Origin of the sequence: Olivibacter domesticus, assembly GCF_900109575.1 — a bacterium.
Lineage (GTDB): Bacteria > Bacteroidota > Bacteroidia > Sphingobacteriales > Sphingobacteriaceae > Olivibacter > Olivibacter domesticus.
On record NZ_FOAF01000001.1, the window covers coordinates 2,292,666 to 2,318,645 of the forward strand.

General features: G+C 38.6%; 23 protein-coding genes. 9 read left to right on the forward strand and 14 right to left on the reverse strand.

The annotated features are described in order from the left end of the window. Window positions 1–334: 334 nt before the first annotated feature. The gene (locus tag BMY50_RS09935; RefSeq protein WP_093323788.1) at window positions 335–1,867 is read left to right on the forward strand and encodes a family 43 glycosylhydrolase; all 1,533 of its coding nucleotides are present in this window, start codon (window positions 335–337) and stop codon (window positions 1,865–1,867) included. Window positions 1,868–1,981: 114 nt separating this feature from the next. Here the strand turns inward: BMY50_RS09935 and BMY50_RS09940 are convergent, their stop codons facing one another. After that, window positions 1,982–3,808 carry a MutS-related protein gene (locus BMY50_RS09940; protein ID WP_162276574.1) on the reverse strand — a complete coding sequence of 609 codons (1,827 nt, stop codon included), beginning with the start codon at window positions 3,806–3,808 and terminating at the stop codon, window positions 1,982–1,984. Between the two features lie 325 nt (window positions 3,809–4,133). Here BMY50_RS09940 and BMY50_RS09945 point away from each other — a divergent pair, with 325 nt between their 5' ends. The 6 genes from BMY50_RS09945 to BMY50_RS09970 all read left to right on the forward strand — a co-directional run bounded on the left by BMY50_RS09945 (window position 4,134) and on the right by BMY50_RS09970 (window position 11,056). Next, the gene (locus tag BMY50_RS09945; protein ID WP_093323016.1) at window positions 4,134–5,192 is read left to right on the forward strand and encodes a right-handed parallel beta-helix repeat-containing protein; all 1,059 of its coding nucleotides are present in this window, start codon (window positions 4,134–4,136) and stop codon (window positions 5,190–5,192) included. Between the two features lie 254 nt (window positions 5,193–5,446). Further along, window positions 5,447–7,537, forward strand: coding sequence for a CehA/McbA family metallohydrolase domain-containing protein (locus tag BMY50_RS09950; protein WP_238383711.1), 2,091 nt, complete (start codon window positions 5,447–5,449; stop codon window positions 7,535–7,537). A gap of 484 nt (window positions 7,538–8,021) precedes the next feature. Beyond that, window positions 8,022–8,906: a DMT family transporter gene (locus tag BMY50_RS09955; RefSeq protein ID WP_093323022.1), complete on the forward strand. Its 885-nt coding sequence runs from the start codon at window positions 8,022–8,024 to the stop codon at window positions 8,904–8,906. A gap of 136 nt (window positions 8,907–9,042) precedes the next feature. Next, on the forward strand, window positions 9,043–9,405 hold the full coding sequence (locus BMY50_RS09960; RefSeq protein WP_093323024.1) for a VOC family protein: 363 nt from the start codon (window positions 9,043–9,045) through the stop codon (window positions 9,403–9,405). 124 nt (window positions 9,406–9,529) lie between these two features. Next, complete coding sequence (locus BMY50_RS09965) at window positions 9,530–10,336, forward strand: AraC family transcriptional regulator (RefSeq protein ID WP_093323025.1); 807 nt, start codon at window positions 9,530–9,532, stop codon at window positions 10,334–10,336. Between the two features lie 264 nt (window positions 10,337–10,600). Then, entirely contained in the window at window positions 10,601–11,056 is a 456-nt protein-coding gene (locus BMY50_RS09970) for a DUF1569 domain-containing protein (RefSeq protein ID WP_202907779.1), read from the forward strand. A 48-nt stretch (window positions 11,057–11,104) separates the two neighbouring features. Here BMY50_RS09970 and BMY50_RS09975 read toward each other — a convergent pair whose 3' ends face one another. The 4 genes from BMY50_RS09975 to BMY50_RS09990 form a co-directional block, all read right to left on the reverse strand. Next, window positions 11,105–11,890 carry a glycerophosphodiester phosphodiesterase gene (locus BMY50_RS09975; RefSeq protein WP_093323027.1) on the reverse strand — a complete coding sequence of 262 codons (786 nt, stop codon included), beginning with the start codon at window positions 11,888–11,890 and terminating at the stop codon, window positions 11,105–11,107. Between the two features lie 282 nt (window positions 11,891–12,172). Then, window positions 12,173–15,646, reverse strand: a complete 3,474-nt coding sequence (locus BMY50_RS09980) for a hypothetical protein (protein WP_093323029.1) — start codon at window positions 15,644–15,646, stop codon at window positions 12,173–12,175. Between the two features lie 110 nt (window positions 15,647–15,756). Continuing rightward, window positions 15,757–17,538, reverse strand: coding sequence for a hypothetical protein (locus BMY50_RS09985; RefSeq protein ID WP_093323032.1), 1,782 nt, complete (start codon window positions 17,536–17,538; stop codon window positions 15,757–15,759). Window positions 17,539–17,574: 36 nt separating this feature from the next. Further along, on the reverse strand, window positions 17,575–18,009 hold the full coding sequence (locus BMY50_RS09990) for a hypothetical protein (protein WP_093323035.1): 435 nt from the start codon (window positions 18,007–18,009) through the stop codon (window positions 17,575–17,577). A gap of 277 nt (window positions 18,010–18,286) precedes the next feature. On the opposite strand from BMY50_RS09990, the gene BMY50_RS09995 reads away from it, so the two are divergent. Continuing rightward, the gene (locus BMY50_RS09995) at window positions 18,287–18,664 is read left to right on the forward strand and encodes a hypothetical protein (RefSeq protein WP_093323794.1); all 378 of its coding nucleotides are present in this window, start codon (window positions 18,287–18,289) and stop codon (window positions 18,662–18,664) included. A 117-nt stretch (window positions 18,665–18,781) separates the two neighbouring features. On the opposite strand, the gene BMY50_RS10000 is transcribed toward BMY50_RS09995, so the two are convergent. Genes BMY50_RS10000 through BMY50_RS10010 form a run of 3 tightly spaced genes read right to left on the reverse strand, consistent with a single transcriptional unit; the run spans window position 18,782 to window position 20,856 of the window. Continuing rightward, complete coding sequence (locus tag BMY50_RS10000) at window positions 18,782–19,036, reverse strand: hypothetical protein (protein WP_093323037.1); 255 nt, start codon at window positions 19,034–19,036, stop codon at window positions 18,782–18,784. Between the two features lie 52 nt (window positions 19,037–19,088). Then, complete coding sequence (locus tag BMY50_RS10005) at window positions 19,089–19,820, reverse strand: LytR/AlgR family response regulator transcription factor (RefSeq protein ID WP_093323039.1); 732 nt, start codon at window positions 19,818–19,820, stop codon at window positions 19,089–19,091. Beyond that, the gene (locus BMY50_RS10010; RefSeq protein ID WP_093323796.1) at window positions 19,804–20,856 is read right to left on the reverse strand and encodes a sensor histidine kinase; all 1,053 of its coding nucleotides are present in this window, start codon (window positions 20,854–20,856) and stop codon (window positions 19,804–19,806) included. The genes BMY50_RS10005 and BMY50_RS10010 overlap by 17 nt, the downstream gene beginning before the upstream one ends. A gap of 282 nt (window positions 20,857–21,138) precedes the next feature. Here BMY50_RS10010 and BMY50_RS10015 point away from each other — a divergent pair, with 282 nt between their 5' ends. Beyond that, window positions 21,139–21,687, forward strand: a complete 549-nt coding sequence (locus BMY50_RS10015; protein WP_093323042.1) for a hypothetical protein — start codon at window positions 21,139–21,141, stop codon at window positions 21,685–21,687. Window positions 21,688–21,752: 65 nt separating this feature from the next. Here the strand turns inward: BMY50_RS10015 and BMY50_RS10020 are convergent, their stop codons facing one another. From BMY50_RS10020 to BMY50_RS10045, 6 genes are all read right to left on the reverse strand, one after another. Next, window positions 21,753–22,217 (reverse strand): hypothetical protein, encoded by a 465-nt coding sequence (locus BMY50_RS10020; RefSeq protein WP_093323044.1) that lies wholly within the window; start codon window positions 22,215–22,217, stop codon window positions 21,753–21,755. A 52-nt stretch (window positions 22,218–22,269) separates the two neighbouring features. Next, a complete protein-coding gene (locus BMY50_RS10025; protein ID WP_093323047.1) occupies window positions 22,270–22,854 on the reverse strand; it encodes a TetR/AcrR family transcriptional regulator in 585 nt (194 codons plus the stop codon). 119 nt (window positions 22,855–22,973) lie between these two features. Continuing rightward, a complete protein-coding gene (locus BMY50_RS10030; RefSeq protein ID WP_093323050.1) occupies window positions 22,974–23,810 on the reverse strand; it encodes a GNAT family N-acetyltransferase in 837 nt (278 codons plus the stop codon). Between the two features lie 40 nt (window positions 23,811–23,850). Then, a complete protein-coding gene (locus BMY50_RS10035; RefSeq protein WP_238383712.1) occupies window positions 23,851–24,504 on the reverse strand; it encodes an MgtC/SapB family protein in 654 nt (217 codons plus the stop codon). Between the two features lie 28 nt (window positions 24,505–24,532). Continuing rightward, a complete protein-coding gene (locus BMY50_RS10040) occupies window positions 24,533–25,213 on the reverse strand; it encodes a DUF2490 domain-containing protein (RefSeq protein WP_093323053.1) in 681 nt (226 codons plus the stop codon). 16 nt (window positions 25,214–25,229) lie between these two features. Next, the gene (locus BMY50_RS10045) at window positions 25,230–25,889 is read right to left on the reverse strand and encodes a hypothetical protein (RefSeq protein WP_093323056.1); all 660 of its coding nucleotides are present in this window, start codon (window positions 25,887–25,889) and stop codon (window positions 25,230–25,232) included. Window positions 25,890–25,980 lie beyond the last annotated feature (91 nt).

The following is a 25,980-nucleotide window of genomic DNA, read 5'->3' on the forward strand; positions in this document are numbered from 1 at the left end:
AACAAAACTAAATTAGTAAATATACTTTATAAACACCTATTTTTTTGATAAATAATAATTTAAACGTAACACCCCTATATGTTGCCATGAAAAAGTACGGCTAATTTCAAAGGTACCAGGGAAACACATCCATTCGTATTGTTTTCGAACGAAAATTGAGGAATAATACAACTGTAAACACTATGTACGGCATTAGACTTACATTTACTAACGTTGATGAGCAAAAACAATGAATTATTGAGACATAATGATTTGATTGATCCATGAAAAACTTTCTTTATTTGTGTTTTTAACGCTTGCAGTCCAACTGCATAATAAAACCAATTATATCCTTATGAAAAAACGCGAACTCCCAAACATTCATTCCTTTGGCATTAACTTCTCTGGCTTGCTATGCCTTTTGCTCCTGTACGCTTGTGAAAGAAAAGGTAGCGATTCATTAAAGCCGGTAACGCAGGAAGCATCAGAATTCAATATCGATAACACCTTTACAAATCCTATATTACCGCGAGGGGCTGATCCTTGGGTTACTCAAAAGAATGGAATTTACTACTTCACTTATACCCAAGGGGGTAGATTGGTGCTGTACGAAACAACAAATATGTCTGAACTGGCATTGGCAAGTCGTCATGATGCCTGGGTTCCCGAGCCGGGAATGCCTTATTCGAAAAACATTTGGGCACCGGAGCTTCATGAAATCAACAATAAATGGTACATGTATTTTGCCGCAGACGATGGTGCTAATGCCAATCACCGCATGTACGTGGTAGAAAACAGTTCTAGCGATCCTATGCAGGGTGAATGGGTGCTAAAAGGAAAGGTGGCCGACCCGTCAAATCAGTGGGCAATAGACGGAACAGTGCTTGACTATAAAGGCCAACTCTATATGCTGTGGTCTGGTGGCAATGCAGGTGCGGCTCCCCAACAGATCTATATCGCTAAAATGAGCAATCCGTGGACGATTAGCAGCGAAAAGGTGATCATCGCCAGCCCTACATATCCGTGGGAAATGAATGGCAGCGCTATTAACGAAGGCCCTCAGGTGCTGATTAACCCAAATGGACAAGTGCAAGTGGTTTTCTCGGCAAGCGGCTTTTGGGTTGATACGTATTGTCTAGGTCTGCTCCGCCTTAACGTAGATGGCGACCCAATGAATCCGGCAGATTGGACAAAAACACCGCAGCCGGTTTTTTCAATGAAAGCGGAGAGTGGTGCTTATGGCCCTGGACATAACGGGTTTTTCAAATCTCCAGACGGCACGGAAGACTGGATTATTTACCATGCACGCAGCTTACCTAATGGGGGCGACGGAAACGGCAGAAATGCCCGTATCCAAAAATTCACTTGGAACGGCGATGGTACCCCTAATTTCGGTGAACCGGTAAAAATTGGCGATTCGATACCAAAACCGTCTGGTGAACCTATACGGAAGGTCTATCGCACAGAGAGCTGGTCAGTTACCGAGTTCAGCTCAGAGGAAACCGTCAACAACCGCCTAGCCATAAAGTTAATTGACAATGATTTAAGCTCTTATTGGATAACACGGTATTCAACTTCACCCACCAATTATCCCGATCACTTTATAACGATTGATATGGGTAGTATACTGGATGTGGATGGTTTTATGTTCGCCCAGAAAAATGGTGATCGAAAAATTAAGGAACTAGAGATCCTGGTGGGTAATGATAATGAAACATGGGAAAATCTTGGCACATTCGAATTGGCCAATGTAGATCGTGTCAAGCAATATTTAAACTTGGATGTACGGAAGCAATTTCGATATTTTAAGCTAGTCCCGATAGCGGGCTATGATAGTCAGCTTCAACCCGGATTGGCCGAGGCTGCTACCTACGTTTTGGGAGATTAGCCTTTTAAACACTTGTGTTAGCGACCTTCATATTGTTATGGAGGTCGCTACTTTATTCCTTAACCGCCGATGCCATCATCGAACTTGTAGATTTAGTCTGCACATGTTACTAGTTTACTTTATTAGCCCGGCCTTTTGCATTAAAAAAGTAGCATTTTTATTTTGCGCAATTCCCCTAATTATTTTATAATCGAAACTAAGTTTATCAGACTCAAGCCGACTTTCGAAGCAGTAATTACTTACATCTTTCGGATAGCTATTTTCGAGTGCTCCCAAAGCAAGATCATGGGTAGCGATCACGCATAGACATTCATGCGCTAAGAACTCTTCAATAAGACCAATAGATCCATGTAATTTATCAGCCGAGTTTGTTCCTTTAAGAATTTCGTCAAGGAGAATTAGCATCTTTCGTCCTTTACGCAAATTATCCATTATTTGAGAAAGTCGTTTAAGCTCCGCGTAGAAGTATGAGGTGTCCTGATCCAATGAATCTGTCACACGCATACTTGTATAAATAACTGCATTACTACAGGTGAATTTTGTTGCAAAGACTGGAGCGCCGCAATAAGCCAATATCAGATTGACTCCAATTGTCCGGAGAAATGTACTTTTACCAGACATGTTGGCCCCCGTGAGAATCACCACTTTTTCTTCTCTTAGAGATCCGAAATTGTTTGATACACATGGATGATTTTTAATTAGTGGATGTCCCAAATTTTCAGCTTCTATGAAAATTGATGCAGAAAATTTGGGGTAAGAATAGCTAGGATTGTTAAAAGCGAAATTCGCCAGTGAATTTAGTTCATCAAACGTGAAAATACTATCTAACCATTCAGGCATTTGTTTTTTATGTTTCTTTTTCCATCTGTAGAGTGCCACAATACAATGAATGTCAGAAAGAAAGACTCCATTTAATACAACTGCCACCAGATCATTTAACCGCTGATCAAAAAAACTCATGATACGCGATAGCCTATTTATCTCTGTATGGGCGTTCTCACTGTTTTTTAATAGTGTTATTAAACGTTGATTGCTAAATGTCTGCGTGTTTAAGTGTTGCAACAATTGAGCATATTTCTTTAATAGGTTGTGTTTGCGTGAAATGATAGCGTGAGCTCTATTTATGGGGCTATTGAATAGTTGTATAAATACGAGATTTATTAAAACGGAAACAATTAAACCAACATATGATATCATTCCCACGATAGCAAAGATTAAAATGGAGAGGGTGACTGTAGGTAGTAAAAAGCTAAAAAAACGAATAATGGGCCTATTTAGAGTGTTTTTTGGAGATTCTAGCCATGCGGTAAGTTGAGAAATATCTTCTGAATCCTCCCGGTTTTCTAAGCCTATTGCCATGAAATGCTGTCGAAAGTCTACCAAACACGTTAGCTCCGACACTGCATGTTGGCGTTCGAGTATCTTCGCAACATTTACATTCGTACATTTAAGACTCTCTACCAGAAAACGTTCACCGGAAAATGTGCACGTTCGATTCATATTCTGGAAAAGAGAGTTGGCTCCAAAAACGTCTAAATCGTATGAAAAGGGGTGATTTGTATCTACATATATGGAACCAGATGGCAAAGACGAATATTCCCCTCTTAAGGAAGATTTTTCTTGTTCATTGATTGTTTTTAAACGATAAAAATGTAAACGCTGTTTATTTGCCTTGGCATCGGCAATAACTATCACAAGAAAACTTGCTGTGCTAATTAGTGCTATTGATAGCCAAAACGTAGACAAATATGTCATAGCCATCCATGTTCCAGCTACTATAAAAATCCCAAGAACTAATCTCAAGGAAGAAAAGAGCTTGCCTCTTTTTTTGAAATGGGCTTCTTTTTCTGAAAAATCGCCAATACGGTTGGCATAAAGTATATCCAAGTCTTTTGCCATATAAATATCTGAAGGTATATTGTTGTTACTATTTTGTATCAAAGTTCAGTGTTTTTTGCGCAGCTTTTATATGATCTTATACTTTTTTAATATTTACATCATTACAAAGTATAGTTGTGGAACTTGAATATACTTTCTTTAAAACCAACCTTTCTCGTAAAGAAAATTGAGTTGGATTGCCCTTTTCGGTACAAGCCATCTCCTATTCGTATTCTCAATCGTATTTATTAATCTCCCGACGGCCGCGCGCTGTGGAATACTATTTGTTCACTTGAATCATTTTGAACAAACTTGCTTCAATCTTGCTCAACGATATTTTCAACAAAAAGGTAATTTGCTGAACGAAATATAACAAAAATTAACGGTCATGTATCTTAGCATCATTAAATCAGGTAAAACCTATAAATTAATTTCTCTATATGTTTTATGTATAATTTCGACTACTGCTTCAATTGCACAAACGTTGTTCGTTGATCCAAAAGGAAAAGATGATGCTACAGGAGCAATGCATGACCCTTTGGCTAGCCTTGAAAAAGCAGTTTCCTTAGCAAATGGTTTTAGTGGAAATGATCCCATTACAATAAAATTGGCCCCAGGTTTGTATTCACTTACCAGGCAGGTGGTTCTTGAATCCAGCGGTATAACAGAAAATAGCGCAAAATATACAATAGAAGCTTCTATTTTGCCCGATAGTGAGGATTGGTTGCCGTCCAAAATGCCTGTGATACAGTCTGTCTCTCCCAACAACAAAAATTATGGAAATTTCGATCATTGTATAGGTATTCAGGTTGAAAGAAATAATACTTGCTTTAGGGGTATAAAATTTGTTGGCAATAGCCACCCTTCAGTCGTTTATTATTACGCCATTGAACGTCATCGCCCCGAGCTGGAAGGTATGGAAATATCGCAATGTTATTTTGTCGGGAATAAACATGCTGCTCCAATCCAGGGAGCGGTCTTTGCCCAAGGGAGTGATATTAAAATAGACCATTGCATATTTTATGAATGCAAGAATGCACTTTTGCTATTTTTATCCGTCACGGGCTTTTCATTAACTAATTCTATCTTATACGGATCTTATGAAGGCGCTATCTGGTTTGGGAAATATTCAGATTTTGTTTTCAGCGATAATATTGTAGCCAATAACAATTGCTTTTGGGTAAGTATGAAAGATTATAAATCACACTACATTTTTAACAATTCCTTGATCACCAGCAATGCCCGCTTTATGGGTCTGAATAATAATGGAACTATTGAGAAAGATACAAGTAATATTCCAATAATGTGGAACATTCAGCAATCGGGCCGGGTTATTTTGAATGAAATAGATCAGGATACTATTCCTAGGGATTATCTACATCTATCCCCAAACTCTGCTGGAAGACATATCTCAGCCGGCATATTCCGATCCCCAAAAAAACGTTAAAACTTGCAACTATTTTTTCTTTACCTAATGACCATAAATTCTCCCTGATCTTGTGGCAGAACAAGAAATGTATAGTTCAAGAAAATATACTAGCATTATAGGTACAGAAGCTGGTAAATTATAGAGGTATACCAAACGAATAGATCGAATCTATTATTTGCTTTGATACACATTATCGAAATTTTGCAACACATTGACTTTGTTAATAAAATCACTTTGCCTTATTTTGTAGAAACCCATTATAAATGAATTACATGCTTATCCGCCCAATTGTTATTCTCTTTTTTATTTGTTGTACAAATATTATTTTAGCTCAAACACCCGCAATAAACAGCCAAAAGTTCGATAAAAAAGCTGGGGCAAGCTTAACATATGGAGACAAGATCTTAAAAATAAAATGGCCTGCCGGTAATAATGATTATGGACAAGTTGAGCTCGATATGGAAAACGGGAAACCCCTGTTTAGTCGTATCCTGTTAGGAAAGGTGAAATCGGCCAAGCTTGTTTCTTCAAATCTAGACCCTTCTTTTTTGTTAACTATCGGTAAAAGAGACTTGGTCTCACAAAACGGTTGGAACATTTTTTTTGATAAGGTACCAAAAAAACCTTTTAAAACTTACGACGTAAAACTGGAAAAATCTAGCGCAGTGGTGGAAACTGTTGGAAGCCACACGGTAGTAAAAATCTCCTCGCTTAAGGCAGATAGCTTCAACGGCGACCTTGAAATCACCTTTTATAATGGTAGTCCGCTTTTTAATATTGCGGCAGTAATGGCCACAGATATCGATTCTTCTGCTATCGTTTACGATGCTGGTTTAGTAAGCCAGGCCCCAGAATGGGAAACTGTATCCTGGATCAATACAGCCGACAGTTTGCAAACCACTAATATGGTTCCGACTGATACTTCCAAAAATATTGCTGTAAAATACCGCACCATTGCCGCAAAAGGAAAACAAGGTACGCTAGCGTTGTTTCCTGCACCGCACCAATACTTTTATCCGCTTGATGAAGCCTTTAATCTTAAATTCACCTGGTATGGTAATAACTATCGAAAAATGGTTGACGGATATGGTATTGGCATCCGACAAGACCTGCAGGGCGACAAAAGATTTGTGCCTTGGTTCAATGCTCCTCCGGGAACCAAGCAACGCCTAAATTTCTTTTGCCTGTTGAGCACGGAAGATGAAAACAGTACCTTTTCCGCCATAAAAAAATTCACGCATAATGATGCGTATGTTAAACTTCCGGGTTATAAAACGATGTCAAGCCATTTTCACAACGAATTCATCATGAACGTTGTACTGGCAAATAAGCCCATCCCTGAAGTTCCTGATTTTGTTAAGGTATTTAAAAGAACAGGGGTTGATATCGTGCATTTGGCCGAATTTCATTATACAGCACACCCTAAAGGACCAGATGAACAAAGGTTAAAAGAACTACACGCCCTTTTTGAACAATGCAAACGACTGTCGGACGATAGGCTTCTCCTTCTGCCTGGCGAAGAACCCAATGAATTCTTTGGGGGCCACTGGCTTTCTCTTTTTCCCAAGCCTGTTTATTGGATTATGTCGCGTGAAAAAGGGCTCGCATTTTCAGAGAACCATCCATCATATGGAAAGATATACCATATTGGGGATAAAAAGGATATGCTTAAACTTCTTGAACAGGAAAATGGTCTAGCGTGGACAGCCCACGCACGGACAAAAGGCTCAGTGGAGACGCCCGATCTCTATAAAAATGAAGACTTCTTTTTATCGGATCATTTTATGGGCGCCGCATGGAAGCCTATGCCCGCCGACTTATCCCAACCAAGACTTGGCAAACGGGTACTTGATTTAATGGACGACATGAACAACTGGAACTTAAAAAAGACCGTCATCTCCGAAGCCGATCTTTTTACAATAACACCGGAAAACGAGATGTATGCCCATATGAACGTAAATTATCTGATGCTCGACTCTCTACCTAAATTTACTGATAGCTGGCAGCCAGTGCTCAATAGTATGCAAAAAGGCCGGTTCTTCACCAGTACCGGAGAAGTATTAATGCCAAGCTTAACCATCAATGGTAAGCAATCAGGAGAAACGTTACAACTCGACGATTCCGGGCTTGCCACGGTTAAGCTCGATCTAAACTGGACTTTTCCAATGAATTTTGTGGAAGTGATTTCGGGTGATGGGAATAAAGTTTATAGAGAAAAGATCGATCTTACTAAAACAGAGGCTTTTGGATCACAGTCATTACAGTTTAAAACGAAACTTAGTGATAGAACATGGGTTCGAATTGAGGCCTGGGACATTGCTGCAAATGGTGCCTTTAGCCAGTCTTTCTATATAGCTAAGTAATCTTGTTATTGGATATTAGATAGGCTTTTATATTTAGTTAAAAAACTATTAAAATAAAGCAATTATAAATCTTTATAACAGCAAAACCAGCTATTGCATTGTCGTATTGTTTATAGTCAATTCTTCATCAACTCAGCATTGGTGGTGGTACTGACTGACTTCTGAATTTTGTACTATCCTATTTCTGTTAAGTTTCTCTTGCTTATAAATCATTATTTTTACGTAGGTTTGGCTTTTATATTTTTTTTAGACAAATGTTAAACAATACAACCGAAAGAGCTTATCCTTCCTCGTTTAAGAGGCCGATCCTCTTTACCGAAGCGTTCTTCAACGACTCACCCATTCGTGCAATCTAATAAATAGAGCCTTTTCCTGCTCTATATCCCCTTTGGTATCGACATCATATCGGGGTAGTTTCTTATTGAATTTATTAAATACAAATTGATTGACACTATCGGTATCATCTGATAGGAAATTAAAAAAAATGAAAAAGTCATATTTAGCAATGCACGCTGCTATTATTCTTGCTGGTTTTACAGGTGTATTCGGAAAACTAATAGATCTTAATGAAGGATTGTTAGCCTGGTATAGGGTATTGTTCTCAGCCATTGCAGCATATATATTATTGCTTATCACCAAAACACCTTCGAAGTTAAGAATGGCAGAACAATTTGCCGTTGGCAAGGTGGGGATCTTCCTCGCCATACACTGGGTGTTTTTCTATGCCAGTATCAAGTATGCTAACATATCAATCGGAGCTGTCTGTTACTGCCTAACCAGTTTCTTTACCGCAATTTTTGAACCGCTGATTAACAGAAGAAAATTCTCCATGTCAGAGCTCCTGCTAAGTGCCATAACGCTTTTTGGCATTAGTCTAATCTTCCATTTTGATGCCTCCTATCAACTGGGGATCGTATTTGGCGTAATATCATCAGCCTTTGCGGCGCTCTACACTATCTTCAACGAACGTTTAGTTAGTAAGCATGACGCAAAATTGATCAATTTTTACCAAATGTGTACAGGAACAATTGGCTTAGGTTTACTGATGCCTGTCTACCTATATTTCTTCCCGACACAGCGTCTCTTCCCGAGTCAAAGCGACTTTTTCTATCTGCTCCTATTGGCTATTTTTTGTACGGTAGGACTCTATATATTGTTTGCGGAATCTTTGAAGCGCTTTTCGGCATTTACGGTAAATCTGAGCTTTAACCTCGAGCCGCTCTATGCTATCTTACTTGCATTCCTTTTTTTTAAGGAGGGTAAGGAGATGAATGCCTCTTTTTATATAGGATTGTTGTTTGTTATGAGCTCAGTGTTACTCCAGACGGTTATCTCCGCAAAGAAAAGGTATAAATCTTTAAGCCACTGAATTCGGTTCTACAAATCAGACACCATAGTTCGACATCCGTTAAATTAAGTTAATCAAAATTCAGCTCGCAATTTTAATTTGTTGACTTTTTTCAAAGTTTTATAACTGGAACTAACTAAATTTATAAAAAAAAGACATGGCTGAACTTGGTATACAAAAATTGAGGCACGAGCAGGTGCAATACATCGAATTTCTATCAAAAAATATTGATCGAGCCAAAGCATTTTACGCAAAATGCTTTGGCTGGGTTTTCACTGGCTACGGGCCCACCTACACTGCTTTTGAAGGTGATTATGTTGATGGCGGTTTTACGACTGGTGAACCTGTAAAAGGTACGATACTACTTGTTCTCTATTCGAAAAATATTGAAGTAACCAAGGATAAAATTGTAAAGGCCGGAGGCATTATTGAAAAAGATATATTTAATTTCCCTGGTGGTAAACGCTTTCATTTTATAGATCCTGATGGTTATGAGCTTGCCGTCTGGTCGCAACAATAAGTAAGATAATTGGCTTAAACAAGACAAATTTCGATTACCGATTCCTGGATGGGAAATACAAAAGCTTAGCTTTAATCTATCCACTTGTTATTCAATTGTCTTTCTATTTTGAATTATAGACCAAATGAAATTCATCACTATACAGCCACCAGCCTCACTTTCAAGGTATGTGTCTAGCTTTTGGGCACTTGAAGGAAGTTCCAGTATTTTGAGCCCATATGTTTTCAGGCTAATGGCTGATGGTATGGCCGCGTTAGTATTTCACTATTCCGGTGCTTTTAATGAAGTTTATCACGATGGGCGCCAGGAAGAATCGATTATATCCGGGCTTACTTCTCAATCGGAAAAATTTAGAATATTTTCAATAAATAGGGATTTTGCCATGTTTGGGGCACATTTATATCCCTATGCTATATCTCATCTTTTTTCAATCCCTTCTACTGAGCTAAAAAACCAACTGATAGACCTGAAATCACTGCTTGGCAAACATGACGATGGTCTTGAAGAAGGAATCATGTTGGCAAAAGATCTTCCAGCAAGGGTAAAAATTATTACAAGATTTTTAGAAAACAGGCTTTGCAAAATCCCTCCTATTCCACCTGGAATTTTTGAGACCATTAACTATATTACGAAAACGAATGGCACCATTGAGGTGGATGCATTGGCTCAACGAAACTTCCTGTCGATGCGGCAATTTGAACGAAATTTCAAACAGTATTCAGGCTTCAGCCCAAAAACATTTTCTCGGATTATTAGATTTCAAAACGCCTTATCTCAAAAGGATAAATCCAAAAAAACGCTGACACAAATAGCTTTTGATGCGGGCTATTCTGACCAAGCACATTTTATAAGAGATTTTAAAGAATTTTCGGGCATTACACCAAAAGAGTACTTTCGTGAAAGGAGTGAAAATTCCAATTTCAAATTATAGAATGACTGATAATAGAGGTCGCCAATGACTCACCAGGCTTAAGGGTGATAAGCTGATCCCTGTTCATATATAACCGTACCTTATAAAAAAAATTAAAATGTCGTGTTTATTCAATTTTCATGAGATCGGTTGGCCGATTTTTGTTGAGAAATTAACAGGAAAGTTATGAGTATGCCAAACTGCCTGCAAGTGCTGATACAATCCTTTCGGCAATACTTGGTGGATAACTTTTCCAAATAGTTAACCTTTATTCAATTAACGAATATGAATTTGAAATCTGTTTTTCAAGAAGAAACTCGAAGGGAATTAATCAATAGGATAAACTCCCTAAGTTCTGACAACAATGCCTTGTGGGGCAAAATGAATAGCTATCAAATGACTAAACATTGCACTATCTGGGACGAATGGATACAAGGAAAGAATAGTCCAGTATATAAACAAGATTTTCTTGGTAAGCTTTTTGGCAAAATGGCATTAAAAAGCAATACCAAAGATGACAAACCAATGAGTAAAGGAATGCCTGCCGGTAAATTTGCAGTGAAAGAAAAAGAGGGGGATATTGAAAACCAAAAGCACATCTGGGTGTCTCTTATTGCTAATTATGAATATTACGAGAATCCAAACTTTATACATGATTTTTTTGGACGCATGACACGTGATCAAATAGGGATTTTTGTTTATAAACATGCTGATCACCATTTACGACAGTTTGGCCTTTAAATCAGGCCCTAACACTATGATTAAGGGAGCAGGTGCTGCTTTTCTTTTTTACTTTAATAGTTCTCCAAATATGGAATCGATTTGATATATTCGAACGCCTGCTGCTTTAAGCTTTTCAGCTTTCGATGATGCCATTGCTGTGATGCTTTCCCTATCTGACATGCTCCAAGCATTGATAACACCAACAACAGGAACACCTTCTTTTTCAGCCCAGCTTACATCTTCTCGACTAATATTGTCAGAAAAAAGATAATAATATTCGGCCTTGTATCCTGGCTTTTGCTTATTTTCCTCTATTTGTTGACGTGTACAACTCAACTTAATCTTTCCGGTAAAATAGGTTGTGGACTCCTCTCTTCCTATCATATAAGCGTCTTCCAACTGATCATATTGTTTCATAATCTTCAGTATTTTTGAGAATAATATCGTGTCATTCCCCGTAATCTTGTTATCGATCATTAATTTGATCTTACCTCGACTGTTTCTGAGCACTTCCTCAAAGGTGAGTATTTTGGTACCTACATCACTTGTAAGACTACTTATTTCAGACCATTTTAGCTCATTAACCTTCCGATCTACATTAAAGAACCGATTAAAATTGTTATCGTGATGGACAAACAATACACTATCACGGCTCATTCGTAAATCTACCTCTACCATCCAATAACCCGCTTCAATAGCACGGTTCAATGCCGGTAGGCTATTTTCTGGTGTATACTCGTCAACGACACCCCCGCGATGAGCTATTAATTTATAGGAAGACCGGTCTCGTTGCTGCGCAAGTATACTGAAACAGAACAGTAACCCAAGTAACGAAAGAGAAGCACCTTTCATATATTAAATTTGTGTTTATCATTAATAATGCCCCAACAATAACAAAAAAACATAAAAAAAGCTAAATTTATGTTAATACTAAGTTATCATTTCTTCTACCCAAATGTATCTGATTTAGGTAGACTCTTTTTTGTAAATAAATACGGATAACACTATATCTTTTATGCTTGGCATGCCCTAAGTAAGTGCTTAGGGCATGCCATTTAACAATAATCTATCTAAAAAAACTGCAGAATAAGGATCGAAAGTTCTCTATTTCGAGATACTTGCCAAAAAACAGGCCTAATGGTCCTGCTGTTCAACAAATGAATAGATCCCTCCGGCAATGGGCATAAAGATACCATACAACAGCATGAGACCAAATTGCACGGCACTTTCGATGGCTTTCGCTTTGAGATCTTTCGTCAGCGCAATCGGGAATTCCATAATACCACCGAAATTGAAGCAAAAGTTGCCAATTGATTCGGGAATCAGTGATTTATAGGTAGAATTCCAGTAACTATAATTGTCCACGATATTCATGATCACCGGCACGTTCCACACAACGTTTATAAACGATTCAATGAACGCTGAAACTTGTCCAAAAATCGGCTTACTTGCCACGGAAATTGGAATGTTTATGAATCCTTTTACAACACTAATTCCGGTAAGGGCGTTGTTGAGTTGCTGGTACCAATTATCGGTCACGGCGTTGATGATTGTAGCAATATTTGGTGAGATGTAAGCAACATTGGCAATGGCCGAAATCGTTGCGAGCGTTTTTGGCAAAGGGTTGTCAAACGGTAATTCGTCGAGTACACGCTGGATTCCCGTAACGACAATCAGTACGGCACTACCCAAAAAAGCAAAGATACCGGTTACAAAACCGAACACTTTCAGTCTCGTTTGGTTAAGCACTGGGGTCTCCGTTTTCACAACAGCCATACCGCTCGTGATGTGTCCAGCTATCATGGTATTTTCGTAAACCGGCGATGTGGTATAGAAAAGCGCCTGAATTTCTTCAAAACTTCCGGCATTGATCATACTTTCGGAAAAAGCATCATCTTGAGGAAATGGAGCAACCCCAGCACTGATTTTATAAATAATTGTTGCCGGAATAGCTCCAATCAAGCAAATCAGGTCGAGAAATGATAGATCTTCACCGCTGATTTCCTTGTACAGCCAGGACAGAACTGGAATGTCGAGTTTGGCCGTCAGCAAGTCCATCATACCCTGTACCAATTGAATAAATACATCGAGCGCTGCCTCCATGACGTTTTCAGCCGTTTGGATTAACGTATCTGCAAGTATTGCCATAAATTTCTGAATAATCTGTGTCATGCTCAATGAATTGATCTGATCAATGATGTCTATTTTAATCGCTTCACATGCTCCAGATAGCGTAGCACCTTCGTTCTGCATCAGTGTGATCAGGTCCTGAAAGATGGTCTCGGTTACCGTTCCAGGGTTGATGGTGGAACTTACGTTTTCAGCATTTCCTTGAAAATGATGAATACCCAAGTTGGCAGGAGAGCTGTTTTGTCCACCCAACGGTTGATTGGATGAGGTTACGCTCGCGGGTGTCTGATCGAAATTCGGAATGTCAGCCCATTGGTTAATATCCGACTGCAGTGATTGAAACATGGCCGCGAGATTAGCCTTGTAATCACTGAGGTTGTCGATACTCTGCTGTGAAAATTGGGTGATAACATTCTTCATTACTTTGTGCGTAGTGAGAATATCCTGCCATCCGAATAGGAATTGTAGGAATTTAATGAGGTCTTCGATTGCCGTTTTGATTACATTGAATACCCAGACGGCGGCCTCTACAACTTTCTCCACGACGTCGAGCACACAAGCGTAGACCTTGCCTGCAATTCTCACAACAAAATTCCACACTTTATTTGCGGCGTCTTCGATAATCTGCACAAAGGCCTCTACACCTGATTCCAGCCAGCGGAACAAATCGCCGGCATCCACCCAGAGTGCATCCAGAAAGTCACCGGCAGCAGTGGCTTGTGGCGTCGCCACTGCAAGCTTCAACCCATACCCGCCACGCTTTGAAAAGGAGTAAGATCCGTTTGTCGACAAATGATTGTATGCATTTCCAAGACTAGTATTGCTTTGTGCCGCTACTTGCAAATCCTGATCAGAGACAGCGCTACTAACGAGCGGTACTGTTGAGCCATCGTCATTTGTAATAACGGCATTACGCAGACTGGAAACCGTATTCAGGGCGGCAATCTTCTGCATTGATCCGTCCATCGGATTCAGAGCGCTTATCTTCCCGTCGCTGCTGCCTGAAATATTAAGCTGCGTACCTGTAAGGCCGTCCACCCATTCGATTACGGTGACATTCCCAAACTGGTCTGTATCCACGGTAATGCCAGTTGGGTCGACCACATAATACAGGTGATTAATGTAAACACCAGTACGCGTATTGGCCTTGATAGAAATAGGTTTATTTACAACTGCTTGATCATTCTCGTCGGTTAGCTGAATTGTTGTAGTATAGGAGTTATACTGCTGTGTATCGCTCATATCGAGCGTCGGAAGTGCAATACTTTGAGAGCTCCAAAGGGAAGTTTCTACCGACTTTACCAGCTTTTGCAGCGTATTGCCGGCTACCGCAAAAAACGTATTACCATAATCGACCACGTTGATATACGGCGAGAACATATCTACGTCAGTGAGGATAGGGAGCGGAATTGACCATGAGCTAGCATCCGTTTCTTGTCCAACCGGACATGTTAGGTAAAAAACCTGGTCGTTGCCGTTAAGTCCCCATAGCATCACGATGTTATCGATCTGTACAGTGAACATTTTGGATATGCCGGTTAACAGTGCATTTTGCAGAATCAGCACGCCAGTACTGCCGTCATTCTGGTTACTACTGGCAAAATAATATAATCCATCGCCGCTCGTCACATACAGATCGGTAGATAAATCGCTTTTTCGGCAAGAAGAAAGGTACTCCGGAATGAGCTGCCCTGGTAGGTTGAGACGTGCGCTCGGTGCAGGCAGTTTGGAATTGAAAACATTGTAAAGCGGCTGAAAAATGAATTGTGCTTTTCCGTCAACCTGCCCACAGGTATAAAGACCGTCGATGGTGGGTTGATGCGGACTCTCTGTGAGGTATTGGCGCCCGAGACAGCTTACATATTGATCTGCTTCAAGATCAATGCTGATATCATGCGCCTGCCATGTATAGCCATTTGTCTTTTTCGTATCAATGTAGTAGCGAGAAATGAGCTGTTCTGGGCTACTTGGATCACGCAGCACGTCTACTACAATATATTGGCTGCTGTTAATCGTTTCGCTGATCTCGATATTAACGATTACAACTTTACTTAACGGTTTGTCGGGATTGTCGTAAGGGTAACTGACCCAGTTGGGATTGCTTGTCCATGAGGTGTCTGCATTGGAATTACCTAAACACAGGAACAGGTTATCTCCGGTGGAATCGTTGATTGCCATGGCAATACCAATGGTTTCGTCGATTGCACTTTGCGCCGCCTCGAATGTTTTACATATTGCACCTCCTTGTGGGAATGCCGGCTGAACAAGAGCGGAGCTAAGATCTGTTTTTACCCAACCCACCTGTGTAGTGGGACTTTCTTGTGTTACATAGAACACGTTATCTGTTCCGATCGAGAACAACATCGAATTACCTATGCTTGTCTGCAAGGCTTCGAATTTCTTTTCAGGCGACATGATTGCAGCCTGCTTATAGTTCTTCATTAATTCTGAAGTAACGGATATTTTAGTTGCTGACATAGTTTCTTCTGTTTAAGTGTAAGAAATAGCCGTTCCGTAACGTCGCCGTACGGAAAACATGCTAGAAGAAAAGGCCTCGAGCAACCGTCCGGCTACCTAGGCCTGATCGATTATTCTTCTATGACTATTTTATTGAATTGCGCGAGCTTTTGAGCGTACTCGCCTGTTGGCTGTACGTATGTGATGTGGGATACAAGATCTTGATAATCCGAAAAGACAACATCTTTGAAGGTGAATGTGTTACCACCTGGGAATACAAACTTCTGCGGGCTGTTAGCTACACCGCTGATTGAGTTGTCGAAACCGTCCATGAAGTCGGTTAATATACCTTGTAGGTATGACCGCTCTGCATCGATTACGTCATTAACTGTACCGAGACTAGTAAATTTAGACCAGCCGCTAATATCCGGATTTTCAGAATTGTCGGTTACGTTTGGTGGTGAAACATTAGCCACCAGGTTTCCGTACTGGTTGACACTTAATGTATATATTACCTCTGAGGCGTAGCTGGCAAAATTACCTTCCGTTACGCCGCCTTCAACGTTTACGTGGACAAATGCATTAACCGATGTATTTACTTTAATTTGGTTTCCCTTTATTGCTATAGTTGAAGCAGACGTGTAGGTACAGCTCAAGTTACCCCATACTCCGTACCATGGCGAGCCTCCATCTTGGCCGGAATACTGTGAATAATTGAAATTCAGCACCTGCGTAAATCCTCCCGAGTCGGTCGTTCTTGGATTAATCACGCTATAGGATTGTGGAGACGCATCCGGATCGAAGCTTATCTGATAGTACAGTTCTATCCAATTTTCATCCCAACATTTACAGTTCGGCTTAAACGTAATGGAGTTAAGCGACAAAGAGAACTGCGACCGAATCCACTCGATGAAATTATCACTGCGAATAGACACTACCCCGTTGAAGTCTGCCTCTTCGGATTGATCAATCCAATTCCAGCTGAACTGTACGCTAGCCGGTAATGAATTATCATTAATAGCACCGAGATAATTCAGCGTGTTTAAATCGGGTACATCTTGTTTTTTTGTTGTCGGATCAACGTACGGACTCACTTCCAGTGCGAGATCGGTCAATGTAAATGTGGAAGGGTCGTAATCGTTAGGGTTGTTCGGAAGTATCGAGTAGTTTAGTACTGGCTGTGCCGTTTTTTTCATGGCTTCGAAATAAGCACCAGTAAAGACCTGTGAAAGTGCGTTATATGCCGGTGTTCCTGGTTCAATACCACTGATAACAGGGACCGATTCAAGCGCTGCATTATCCAAATCGAATAACAACTGCTGTACGCTGAATGCATTTGGCCCTAAATTATTGAGCTCCTTCTGGACGTCAGGCGGCAAGTTCTCGTTATCGAAAATGTCTTTCAGTGCAACGGTCGATGTAAACATCCACGGTGCGTTTTCAGGCTGCGATACATTGAGAAGACTCAATAGTCCGTGGCGACCGAAGTTACAGGTAACAACGGTAAATTGCGCACAAAGTAGGCTGAAGACTACCGAGTTGCTATTGACCTGTAAAGTCACAATATCCGGAATTTGAGATGGATCCATCTCGCTCGGAATACCGATTGCCGCTTCAAATGCGAAATAAAAATTACTGTTGTTAATATTCTGTATCTCCGGTGTCATCGGATCGCTACTGTTCCAACTATGAACGGTCAACGGATCGGTACCGTTAGTTTGTTGCATCAGATCATCATAGGAAACAGGAACGGGATTTCCGTCGTTATCTTGATTCCAGTACATTTTAACTGGGGTGAATACCGTATTGTAAAGATACTCTTTCATGGTTGCATTAATGCTTTCCTGTGTAGTGGCTACCACCAGATCGTAGCCATATTGGGGATTCCCCAAATTGGATTGATTTGCACTCATTAGTTTTTGCTTTTTGAACGTAAATAATAGCTTCTGTTACCGGAAGAGCTGCGGCTCTGCTTTCCGTATCATTGAAACGACGAGCGTATTATGCTCGTTCTGCCAATTGGCGCTAACTTCGATGGTAGAACCATCCTCATTGAACATAATTCCCGCACGATGTTCACCCGTTACAGCATCTATCATCAGCACGATGCGGTTGAGAATCACTTGCTGTCCGTCAATTTGGTAGCCGGTAGGCTTCATGTCAGACATGAAGGCAAGCATACCTGCGATTCCTGTAGGATGAAGGACTATGCCCAGCTTCGTGCTATTGATAGCATCAAGTGAGGCCTGCCCCATGTTAGTATTAAAGTCCCATGTGTAGCTAAATGCGCATATGGGGGTTTCGATGACCGTCTTGCCAGTGATCGTTTTCGTCAGAACGATGTCGAAACTGTTTTTCGAAGGGATGATACCGGATTGTGACATAATGTTACATAATTTAGTGAGTAATTTTTTGTCCTTCCTTGACAAATAATAAGACAATATTAAAGCTTTGGAAGCCTATTTTTAAGCGTAAAAATACCCGAATAAACAATCAGGTATTTTTACGGGTTTTGTTTAATGAAGGATGTGGGATAAGTGGCAGATAGGACGCTTGTTCGTAGACAAAGATAAGACGAATGCGATCATTGATCTTCGTGAAGCTAGTCTAATAATCTACTTTGGCACTATGCTTGCCTGTTATTATCAAAAAGGGAGATTTATGAAAAACAGGATTAAAGTATTAGGAGCAGTAATTATGGTCACATTAATGTTTTCTGTGGCTTGCAGTAAAGATGATGATCCGGCAGACAACGATCTTTTTGTAGGAACTTATAACGGAACCATCACATTTAATAACGATGGAGAAACGATCACTGATGATGACGGCCGTGTGACGGTTGTTAAAGTAGACGACTCCTATTCATTTGATTTTGGAAGCAATATCCCGAATATTACAGGGGTAAAATTTCAACAGGAAGACGATAACACTTACGTTAGTGTTGGGGATGGACTAACCGGAATCACTATTACTGCCAGTTCATTAAAAATGCTCGTATCGAACAACACAGGAACCTGGACAGCGAATTGTACTAGATAATTATTTTCAAGTATATCTTTTTAACATAACCCATCTATCAGTACTTGCTCATAGGTGGGTTATTTAGTTCTACTATCAATTCTTTGAGCTTTTGACAGAACCACCTTTACGACTGGGTTATTCATCATATTTAAGACTACCGTCACCTATTATCAACTCACCGTTTTCTGACTTTGTTATTTTGATGGCCACGGTATATCGGTCTCCTTTATAATTATCAGAATAAATATATTCTAAGGGTTTATCCTTTGATGAATTGTCTTTATTCACATCATCTAGCTCTTTTTTTATTTCCGCAATAATCTTCGCATCAAGTTTATGGTTTTTGAATGCCTCGATTATGGTCGAAATTATTTCTTGTTCATTTCCCATATCTCTAAATTACGAATTCAATTTTGCTTTGCCCGCTATTTCAGGAATATTTCTAAATGCCTAAATTATCATTTAGCTTATCTACTAAATTTCGTTTATAAAACCGGCCAATCGGAATGGATTCTGCACCAATTTTCAAGCGATCACTTTTAAAAGAAGTAACTTTTTGAAGGTTCACAATAAATGATTTATGTGTTCTTATAAAATTATCCTCCGGTAATTTTTCTTCCATATAACTAATACGTTGGTACGTCACAATAGTTTTTTGATGCATCACAATCTTTATATAGTCTTTGATACTCTCTATATAAAGAATATCTTTTAGAAATACTTTCAGTAGTTCCTTATTTACATTAAAATACATATAAACATCTTCTTGTTGAATGTTTGTAGTTACCTCAACGCTGTTTACAGCTGATGTTGTATGGGTGTATTTACATACAGCCTTCAAGAAGCGTTCAAATCGAAATGGTTTAACTAAATAGTCTAACACATCGAGATCAAAGCCCTCGGCGGCATGTTCCCGATAGGCTGTTGTCATGATAACAGCCGGCCTATGAAATAAAGCTTTTATAAATTCCAGTCCGTTAAGTCCCGGCATTTGGATATCTATAAAAAGAATATCCACTTCATGATGCTGAATAAAATTAAATGCTTCTAAGGCATTACTACTATGGAAAACCAATTGTAGTGAACTGATTTTTTCAATGTAAGAAGTAAGCAATTGCAACGCTGGTGGCTCGTCATCTACCGCCATGCACTTGATTTTATTTAATGGTTCCATTTTTTATTTTAAGTATGGCCAAAAAAGTACCCGACTCCTTCAAAACACTAAACTCATGCCCCCCTTCGTATAAAATTTCCAATCGTCTTTTTACATTTTCCAGACCTATTCCAGCGCTCTCGGTTCCATTTTTACTATATTCCAGGCAATTATTTTCTACCTTCACCGTTAGGACATCTCTTTTAACAGAAATATCTATGCGTATCCATGCATCCTGTTGCAATTTTCCCGCTCCGTGTTTAAAAGCATTTTCTACCAAAGGCAGTAACAACATCGGACTTATATTGAATTTTTCAATCTCAGATAAAATGTTTAAAGACACATCCAATCTATTTCCAAAGCGGATCTTTTCCAGTTCAATATAATGTTGAAGGTATTCAATTTCTTTCGATAGAGGCACCGTATTATCTTTGGCTTTATACAAATTGTAATCGAGAAAAGATGACAGACGGTGTATCAGATCCGCTGTTTTGGGTTTTTGCTGAAGCGAAAAGGAGTAAATATTATTTAAGGTATTAAAAATAAAATGAGGATGTACCTGTAACTTCAGCAATTCCAGTTCCGACCTAATTTTTTCCTTTTGAAGCGTAGCTGTTAGCTTTTGTTGTTCGTAATAAGACCGGAAGAAATAAATAAGCGAATATAAGCCAACTATTAAATACATATTTACTACATCGATAACTAATTTAGGTACATAAATGAATGGTTGCTGCATTCCCTCTGGGTAATATAGGGGATAGATATAATAATAATAAAAAAGTCGGCGAACTAAAAGCAAGACACACATTGTACTGATAGCCGCTATCCAAAACCAACGGCGTTTATTCTTTAAATATAATTTAGCAAAATAAACATGCACCGTTAGCATAGAAGCCAAAAATGTAGTGGGCACCATCAAGCAGGCTGAAATGAAATATCTCCTATACTCGCTATTCATAGATGCAACACTAAGCCATTCATAAAGAAAATAAAGTATCCAGAATAGTGCAGCAAATCCATATTGATGATTCAACCACTTTTTAGTTAGCGCTATCATGTTCTTTCTATATTGGAAATCTAATTTACCTAAATTCCAATTAGATCCATATTTTTTTGCTAAACAACGTTTTACGCACGACGAACGACCTTTGAAGCACATAACCAGCCACTAGTCTAAATACTTGCTGTTGGGCTAAAATTCATTGGATATCGTACTTTCATTGTCTTTTTTTGTCAAGATGTTAGGAAAGCACAATAAAATGCTTAAGAAAAATTTCATCGCCATTTGAACTAAGGTGTTCAATTAAAAATTTTATATAACCCATTAAATACATTAGTTATGAAAAAGATGTGGTCAGTAAGAACAGTTGTCGTGATAATAACTGTTTTTTTCACAAGTCTTGCCAGTGCTCAGCTATTGGCTTTAAAAGGGACAACAAAACCAGGTGCAAAACGAAATGCCCAATCATTCGACATGGTACATAATCCTGACGTTCCTTATGACGTCAATCCACGCATAATAAACCACTTCACAAAAAACTTTGATGCTTCAAATAAAGTGAAATGGTACGGAATTGGTGATGGAGTGGTTGCAAAATTCAAGCGTGATTCTATTCCACACGCTGTAACTTATAATAATGATGGTAATTGGATGTATACTATTAAATACTATACAAAACAAAATGTTCCAACCAATATTGCAGCCAGTGTATATAAAAAATTTAGAAATTTCTCTATCCTTCGTGCACGAGAGATTATGATTCCAAATATATCTCAACCTGTATATCTCGTACAGATACAAAACGGCAACCGCTATAAAGAGTTACGTATAAACCGCGAGGGTATCTATGTTTTGCAAGCTCTAGAGACAGCAAAGACAACGCAGTAAACATTCAAAATCAACCTAAACCTTAATACAAAGTGTAACATAACTAATCTCAATGAGTATATGGATTAAAAACTTCGTATGTAAGGTCTACTAATTAAAGGTGAAAATGGCCATGGGATAGCAAGAAAAATAAAGATAAGTGCTACCGTAAACCACAAAAACATGGTTTTAAATTTATCTGTGCTCAGCTCATTCCGTTTAGCGAGTGAAGATCCGACAGTAATGAGCACCACAGCGGAAATCATGAAAGTAATATGAACAATTTTGAAAAAATAAGCTTCGCTTATTAAGCTTCCGTTCTCCTCGCTAGTGAACGTATAGTTAACAATTGGACTATTAAAGTATAACACCATTCCGATTGTTAATTGAATGTGGGAGATAGTAGCCGTCCAATGTCGTATAGCATTATCGATTTTGTTAAAAGACCGACCAGCCAAATAGGCCTTTGCCGATCGATAGATTGCATATAAAAGAATCAGCAGGACTAGCCATCGAAAAAATGAATGTAAGGTCAATAGTATTTGGAGCATAGATCTGTTGTATAAAATAAAATACCAATTAGTATGTTTTTAGCTAAAAAAATTATTGCTGCAGAAGATACTTTTTAAGCTCATTAAGATAAGTTTTATAACAAGTTTTGCCAAAGATCTTTCCCATATTTCTAATACCACTATAACCAGAAGAGACAAATAATGCAATCTGCTCGGGCATCAATTCTTTATTTATCTTGCCTTTTTTCTGGGCAATCAACAATGTATTTTTGATTGCTTCTTGCCACTGAACAATCAATTGCATTAAGGCCTTTCTAAATGCTTCATTTAATGGGGCCATTTCATCAATTAAGTTGATAGCTGGACAACCATATTTCACTTCGAAAAATGGATTTTTTAAAAGCAGTGCTTTCATCATTTCATAAATTTCATTCAGCGGATCATCGGCATCCAACAAAGGCTTTATCATAGATGCATACATACCTGGATACATGATTTCATGAATCATGGCCAACCCCATTTCTTCCTTTGATTTAAAATGATAAAAAAAAGCTCCCTTCGTTACTTGTGTAGTTGCAATGATATCATCAATACTCGTTGCCTGATAGCCCTTTCTATAGATAAGATAAAAAGCTTTCTGTAAAATAGTAAGTCTTGTTGTAGCTGCTTTTGACATTACGTACTAGTTAGTATGTTTTGCAAAAAAAAATTTAAAAAAACTTATATATTTAATCTAAATGTCATTTTAAACAAGAGACGTAGGTAACCTAGTTGGCCGTTCAGGTGGTGGGTATTTTAACAAAGTTCGACATCAAGGAAATCACTGACAGGCTCATATCCAATTTTTTGATACATTTTATTTGATATCGGATAATCTTTATCTGTGAATAATCCACAGCTAGTATATCCTTGCCTGAAGATATATTCACTTAATTTTTTTACGCAATTTAGGGCGTAACCATTACCCCTTTCTTCTTGAGGAGTGTAAACCATTCCTACAATTGCTATGTGATCAGTGCGTCTGATGATAGCGGCCATACTTACCAGTTTTTCATGCCTAACCCAACAGAAAAGGGATGACGTTTCTATTAATGTATTAACTATCTTTTGAACGGCAGCTTCGTTTTTCTGAGGTAATGACCTGATTTCATTATAGAATTGAACAGACCATTCGACCAGTTGTTGACGGTAGATCTCTGTTGCCGGAACAAATTTTCCACCCACCGTAGAGGTTTGCTTAAATGCTGAAAGACCATATAAACATAATCTCGTTTGTTGATTAATATTCCTATGAAAAAACTTGGTGAATAGTTCGACACCGGACAGCGGACCAACAACTCCTTTCTGTCTATCCCAATAGGCCGCAACATAACCAGTCAAAAGCCTAATCCCCTCCTCCCCTATATCCTCTGTCGACGCAAGTATAATTTTTAATGGCGTGCTTATGGCACTTACTGCTAATTTGTCCCCCTCTAAAACGTTCAGAAATCGATAACCTTCGTTTAATTCACGTTGATCGAATAGCTGGTTACAGATACCTAATATCAAATTATTCTCCAACTCTTTCTGTAAAAGCGCTGTTTTTGTAGCTTTAAGGTATTGTGCTACCGTCAGGTAAGTCTCGATTAACATTTAGGGGATAGTTTAGTATATATTCACTGATGGATCGTGCCTAACTAAATGCGATAATATAGGGTAATTCAATAATTTCTTCATCTAAACGAGCCAGCCTCTTTCCTGTACCCGTCACTTCAAGAATTACATACAGCCTCTCATCTTCTTTGCGCAAAGAAATACGCTTATTTTTTACTTTTCTTTCCTTCAGAAAATTCTCCATACGATGCAAATTTTCCATATTCCCATTTTCAAACGTAATATTCAACAACTTCTGATTATGGATTAACGCCATTAGGGCTTCTACTTTTGTAAACAAGGATAAGACAATAATGGTGACTGCGGTTAACGTAAGTGCTAATGCATGATACCCAATACCAGCGGCCATCCCAATACCAGCGGTTGTCCATATTACCGCTGCCGTGGTTAATCCCAATACCGACAATCGATCTTTAAATATCACACCGGCGCCAATAAAACCGATTCCTGTAATAATATTAGCGGAAATTCTATCGTCACTGCCTACGCCATACTTAGATACGATGGTGAAAATTGTTGAACCTAAGCAAATAAGTACAATAGTCCGCAAGCCTGCTGATTTATTATTATATTCTCGCTCAATACCAATAATGCAACCGCATATTACAGAAATCAAAAAACTCATCATATCTTTTGGTTCCAGTAGCCATTCAATATCTGTTTCTTTCATCATAAATATTCCTTATTATACCTGTTAATCATTAGAAACTGTGAAACCAGCCTATATTCAACCAGCACTGATGTTCCGTGTCTTTTGAAACGATGTCTTCGGCACGATAATCTAACCCTGTCTCAAACTTCATTTTATCCGATAAATTATATCCAAGAGAGGCCAATGCTCTTATTTCTATATCAAATGAACGTTCACTATATGTTGGCAAATATTCATTATTAAATTTCAGATAAAACTCCTTAGGATCTATTTCTAGTCCTGCCAACGGTTTTTCTATGCCAAATCTATACCTAAACCTGAAAGAAAAATCACCGTCATCCAGTGTTTGATCAGTTCTAAATCGATGTGCAAGACGAAAACCACCTTTTTTTCGTATGAAGGAATATTGCTGGATAAAACGATGAATAATCTGTCCTTCTTCTACCCTAAAAAGGTACCCTACTGCTATTCCATCTAAGGGACTTAACTTTCTATTCAACACTGTTTCTATGTCTGTACGTTCAAAATGGAATCCTTTACCTGCTGCTATATTTTCAGGCCCATCTTTCAGAAGTTGTCGTACTTCAAGCTTTGAGTTAAGTTCGTATTCATCCCCAAATGCAAATCCATTATTGATTTGTGGAATCACTCCAAATTGATAACGATCTTGTCCAAAACTAAAAAGAAGCGAAAACAATAGTACAAGGGTGAATAAATAGGTTCTTTTCATTAATATCAATTAAACTTCAAAATATTAGATGGTTAACCCTTCTTTCGACAATCTTCAACTGGTGAACAACTTTTCCGTGCTCATCAATTAATATTTCGTAAAATGTCTTTATTTTATCGCCCTCACGTTTACCCTCCACCACAAGTTCGTATTTCTCATGCACCATGCTTGAATTATTGGTTTTATTAAGTATCGCTGCCTGCAAGGCAGACTCATTACCCGTTAATTGTAGTTGAGTTTTGTTAATTTTATACGTTTGAAAAGTGTTACTCAAATAGTTATCAACTCCCCTCTTGATGACATCATTTAACATCTGGTATTGAACAGTAATTTCTATATCTTGAAGTTTACCTAATGTATCGAACTCAATGCTATGCTTTTTACCTTCCCATTTAAGCTTTGCTTCGATGGTAAAACCATTCAGGCTTTCTTCTCGGTACCATTTCACCTTTGTCCTCATATAAGTTTTATGCACGAAAGCGCGTGCTCTTTCAGGCGCTGCAGAGGCTTTAATACCATATTCTCTTTCCATTTTCTTTTGTGCATATAGTCGAGATGTTGATAAACTTAAAATCAGCAATAAAAGCCCCAAAAACAAATAACATTTAGTGCCCTTTGGACCTAAGCTTACTATTTTCTTTTGGTCTATCCTACCAGCAAATTTTAGTTTTATCATTTTATTTCATGGAATTAAATTGTTCTTTTTTTAATTTTACTTGAAAGGAGAAGCAATAGCATTCATGGTTGCTAAAATACAATAACAAATC

Bases quoted from the DNA above. Each gene is read 5' to 3' on its own strand.
- BMY50_RS09945 (WP_093323016.1), top strand. From the start codon at position 4,134: ATGTATCTTAGCATCATTAAATCAGGTAAAACCTATAAATTAATTTCT.
- BMY50_RS10010 (WP_093323796.1), bottom strand. From the start codon at position 20,856: ATGATAGCGCTAACTAAAAAGTGGTTGAATCATCAATATGGATTTGCT.
- BMY50_RS10045 (WP_093323056.1), bottom strand. From the start codon at position 25,889: ATGATAAAACTAAAATTTGCTGGTAGGATAGACCAAAAGAAAATAGTA.
- BMY50_RS09965 (WP_093323025.1), top strand. From the start codon at position 9,530: ATGAAATTCATCACTATACAGCCACCAGCCTCACTTTCAAGGTATGTG.
- BMY50_RS10035 (WP_238383712.1), bottom strand. From the start codon at position 24,504: ATGATGAAAGAAACAGATATTGAATGGCTACTGGAACCAAAAGATATG.
- BMY50_RS09975 (WP_093323027.1), bottom strand. From the start codon at position 11,890: ATGAAAGGTGCTTCTCTTTCGTTACTTGGGTTACTGTTCTGTTTCAGT.
- BMY50_RS10040 (WP_093323053.1), bottom strand. From the start codon at position 25,213: ATGAAAAGAACCTATTTATTCACCCTTGTACTATTGTTTTCGCTTCTT.
- BMY50_RS09950 (WP_238383711.1), top strand. From the start codon at position 5,447: ATGCTTATCCGCCCAATTGTTATTCTCTTTTTTATTTGTTGTACAAAT.
- BMY50_RS10005 (WP_093323039.1), bottom strand. From the start codon at position 19,820: ATGGAACCATTAAATAAAATCAAGTGCATGGCGGTAGATGACGAGCCA.
- BMY50_RS09970 (WP_202907779.1), top strand. From the start codon at position 10,601: ATGAATTTGAAATCTGTTTTTCAAGAAGAAACTCGAAGGGAATTAATC.
- BMY50_RS09985 (WP_093323032.1), bottom strand. From the start codon at position 17,538: ATGAGTGCAAATCAATCCAATTTGGGGAATCCCCAATATGGCTACGAT.
- BMY50_RS10020 (WP_093323044.1), bottom strand. From the start codon at position 22,217: ATGCTCCAAATACTATTGACCTTACATTCATTTTTTCGATGGCTAGTC.
- BMY50_RS09980 (WP_093323029.1), bottom strand. From the start codon at position 15,646: ATGTCAGCAACTAAAATATCCGTTACTTCAGAATTAATGAAGAACTAT.
- BMY50_RS10025 (WP_093323047.1), bottom strand. From the start codon at position 22,854: ATGTCAAAAGCAGCTACAACAAGACTTACTATTTTACAGAAAGCTTTT.
- BMY50_RS09935 (WP_093323788.1), top strand. From the start codon at position 335: ATGAAAAAACGCGAACTCCCAAACATTCATTCCTTTGGCATTAACTTC.
- BMY50_RS09995 (WP_093323794.1), top strand. From the start codon at position 18,287: ATGAAAAACAGGATTAAAGTATTAGGAGCAGTAATTATGGTCACATTA.
- BMY50_RS09955 (WP_093323022.1), top strand. From the start codon at position 8,022: ATGAAAAAGTCATATTTAGCAATGCACGCTGCTATTATTCTTGCTGGT.
- BMY50_RS10030 (WP_093323050.1), bottom strand. From the start codon at position 23,810: ATGTTAATCGAGACTTACCTGACGGTAGCACAATACCTTAAAGCTACA.
- BMY50_RS09990 (WP_093323035.1), bottom strand. From the start codon at position 18,009: ATGTCACAATCCGGTATCATCCCTTCGAAAAACAGTTTCGACATCGTT.
- BMY50_RS09960 (WP_093323024.1), top strand. From the start codon at position 9,043: ATGGCTGAACTTGGTATACAAAAATTGAGGCACGAGCAGGTGCAATAC.
- BMY50_RS10000 (WP_093323037.1), bottom strand. From the start codon at position 19,036: ATGGGAAATGAACAAGAAATAATTTCGACCATAATCGAGGCATTCAAA.
- BMY50_RS10015 (WP_093323042.1), top strand. From the start codon at position 21,139: ATGAAAAAGATGTGGTCAGTAAGAACAGTTGTCGTGATAATAACTGTT.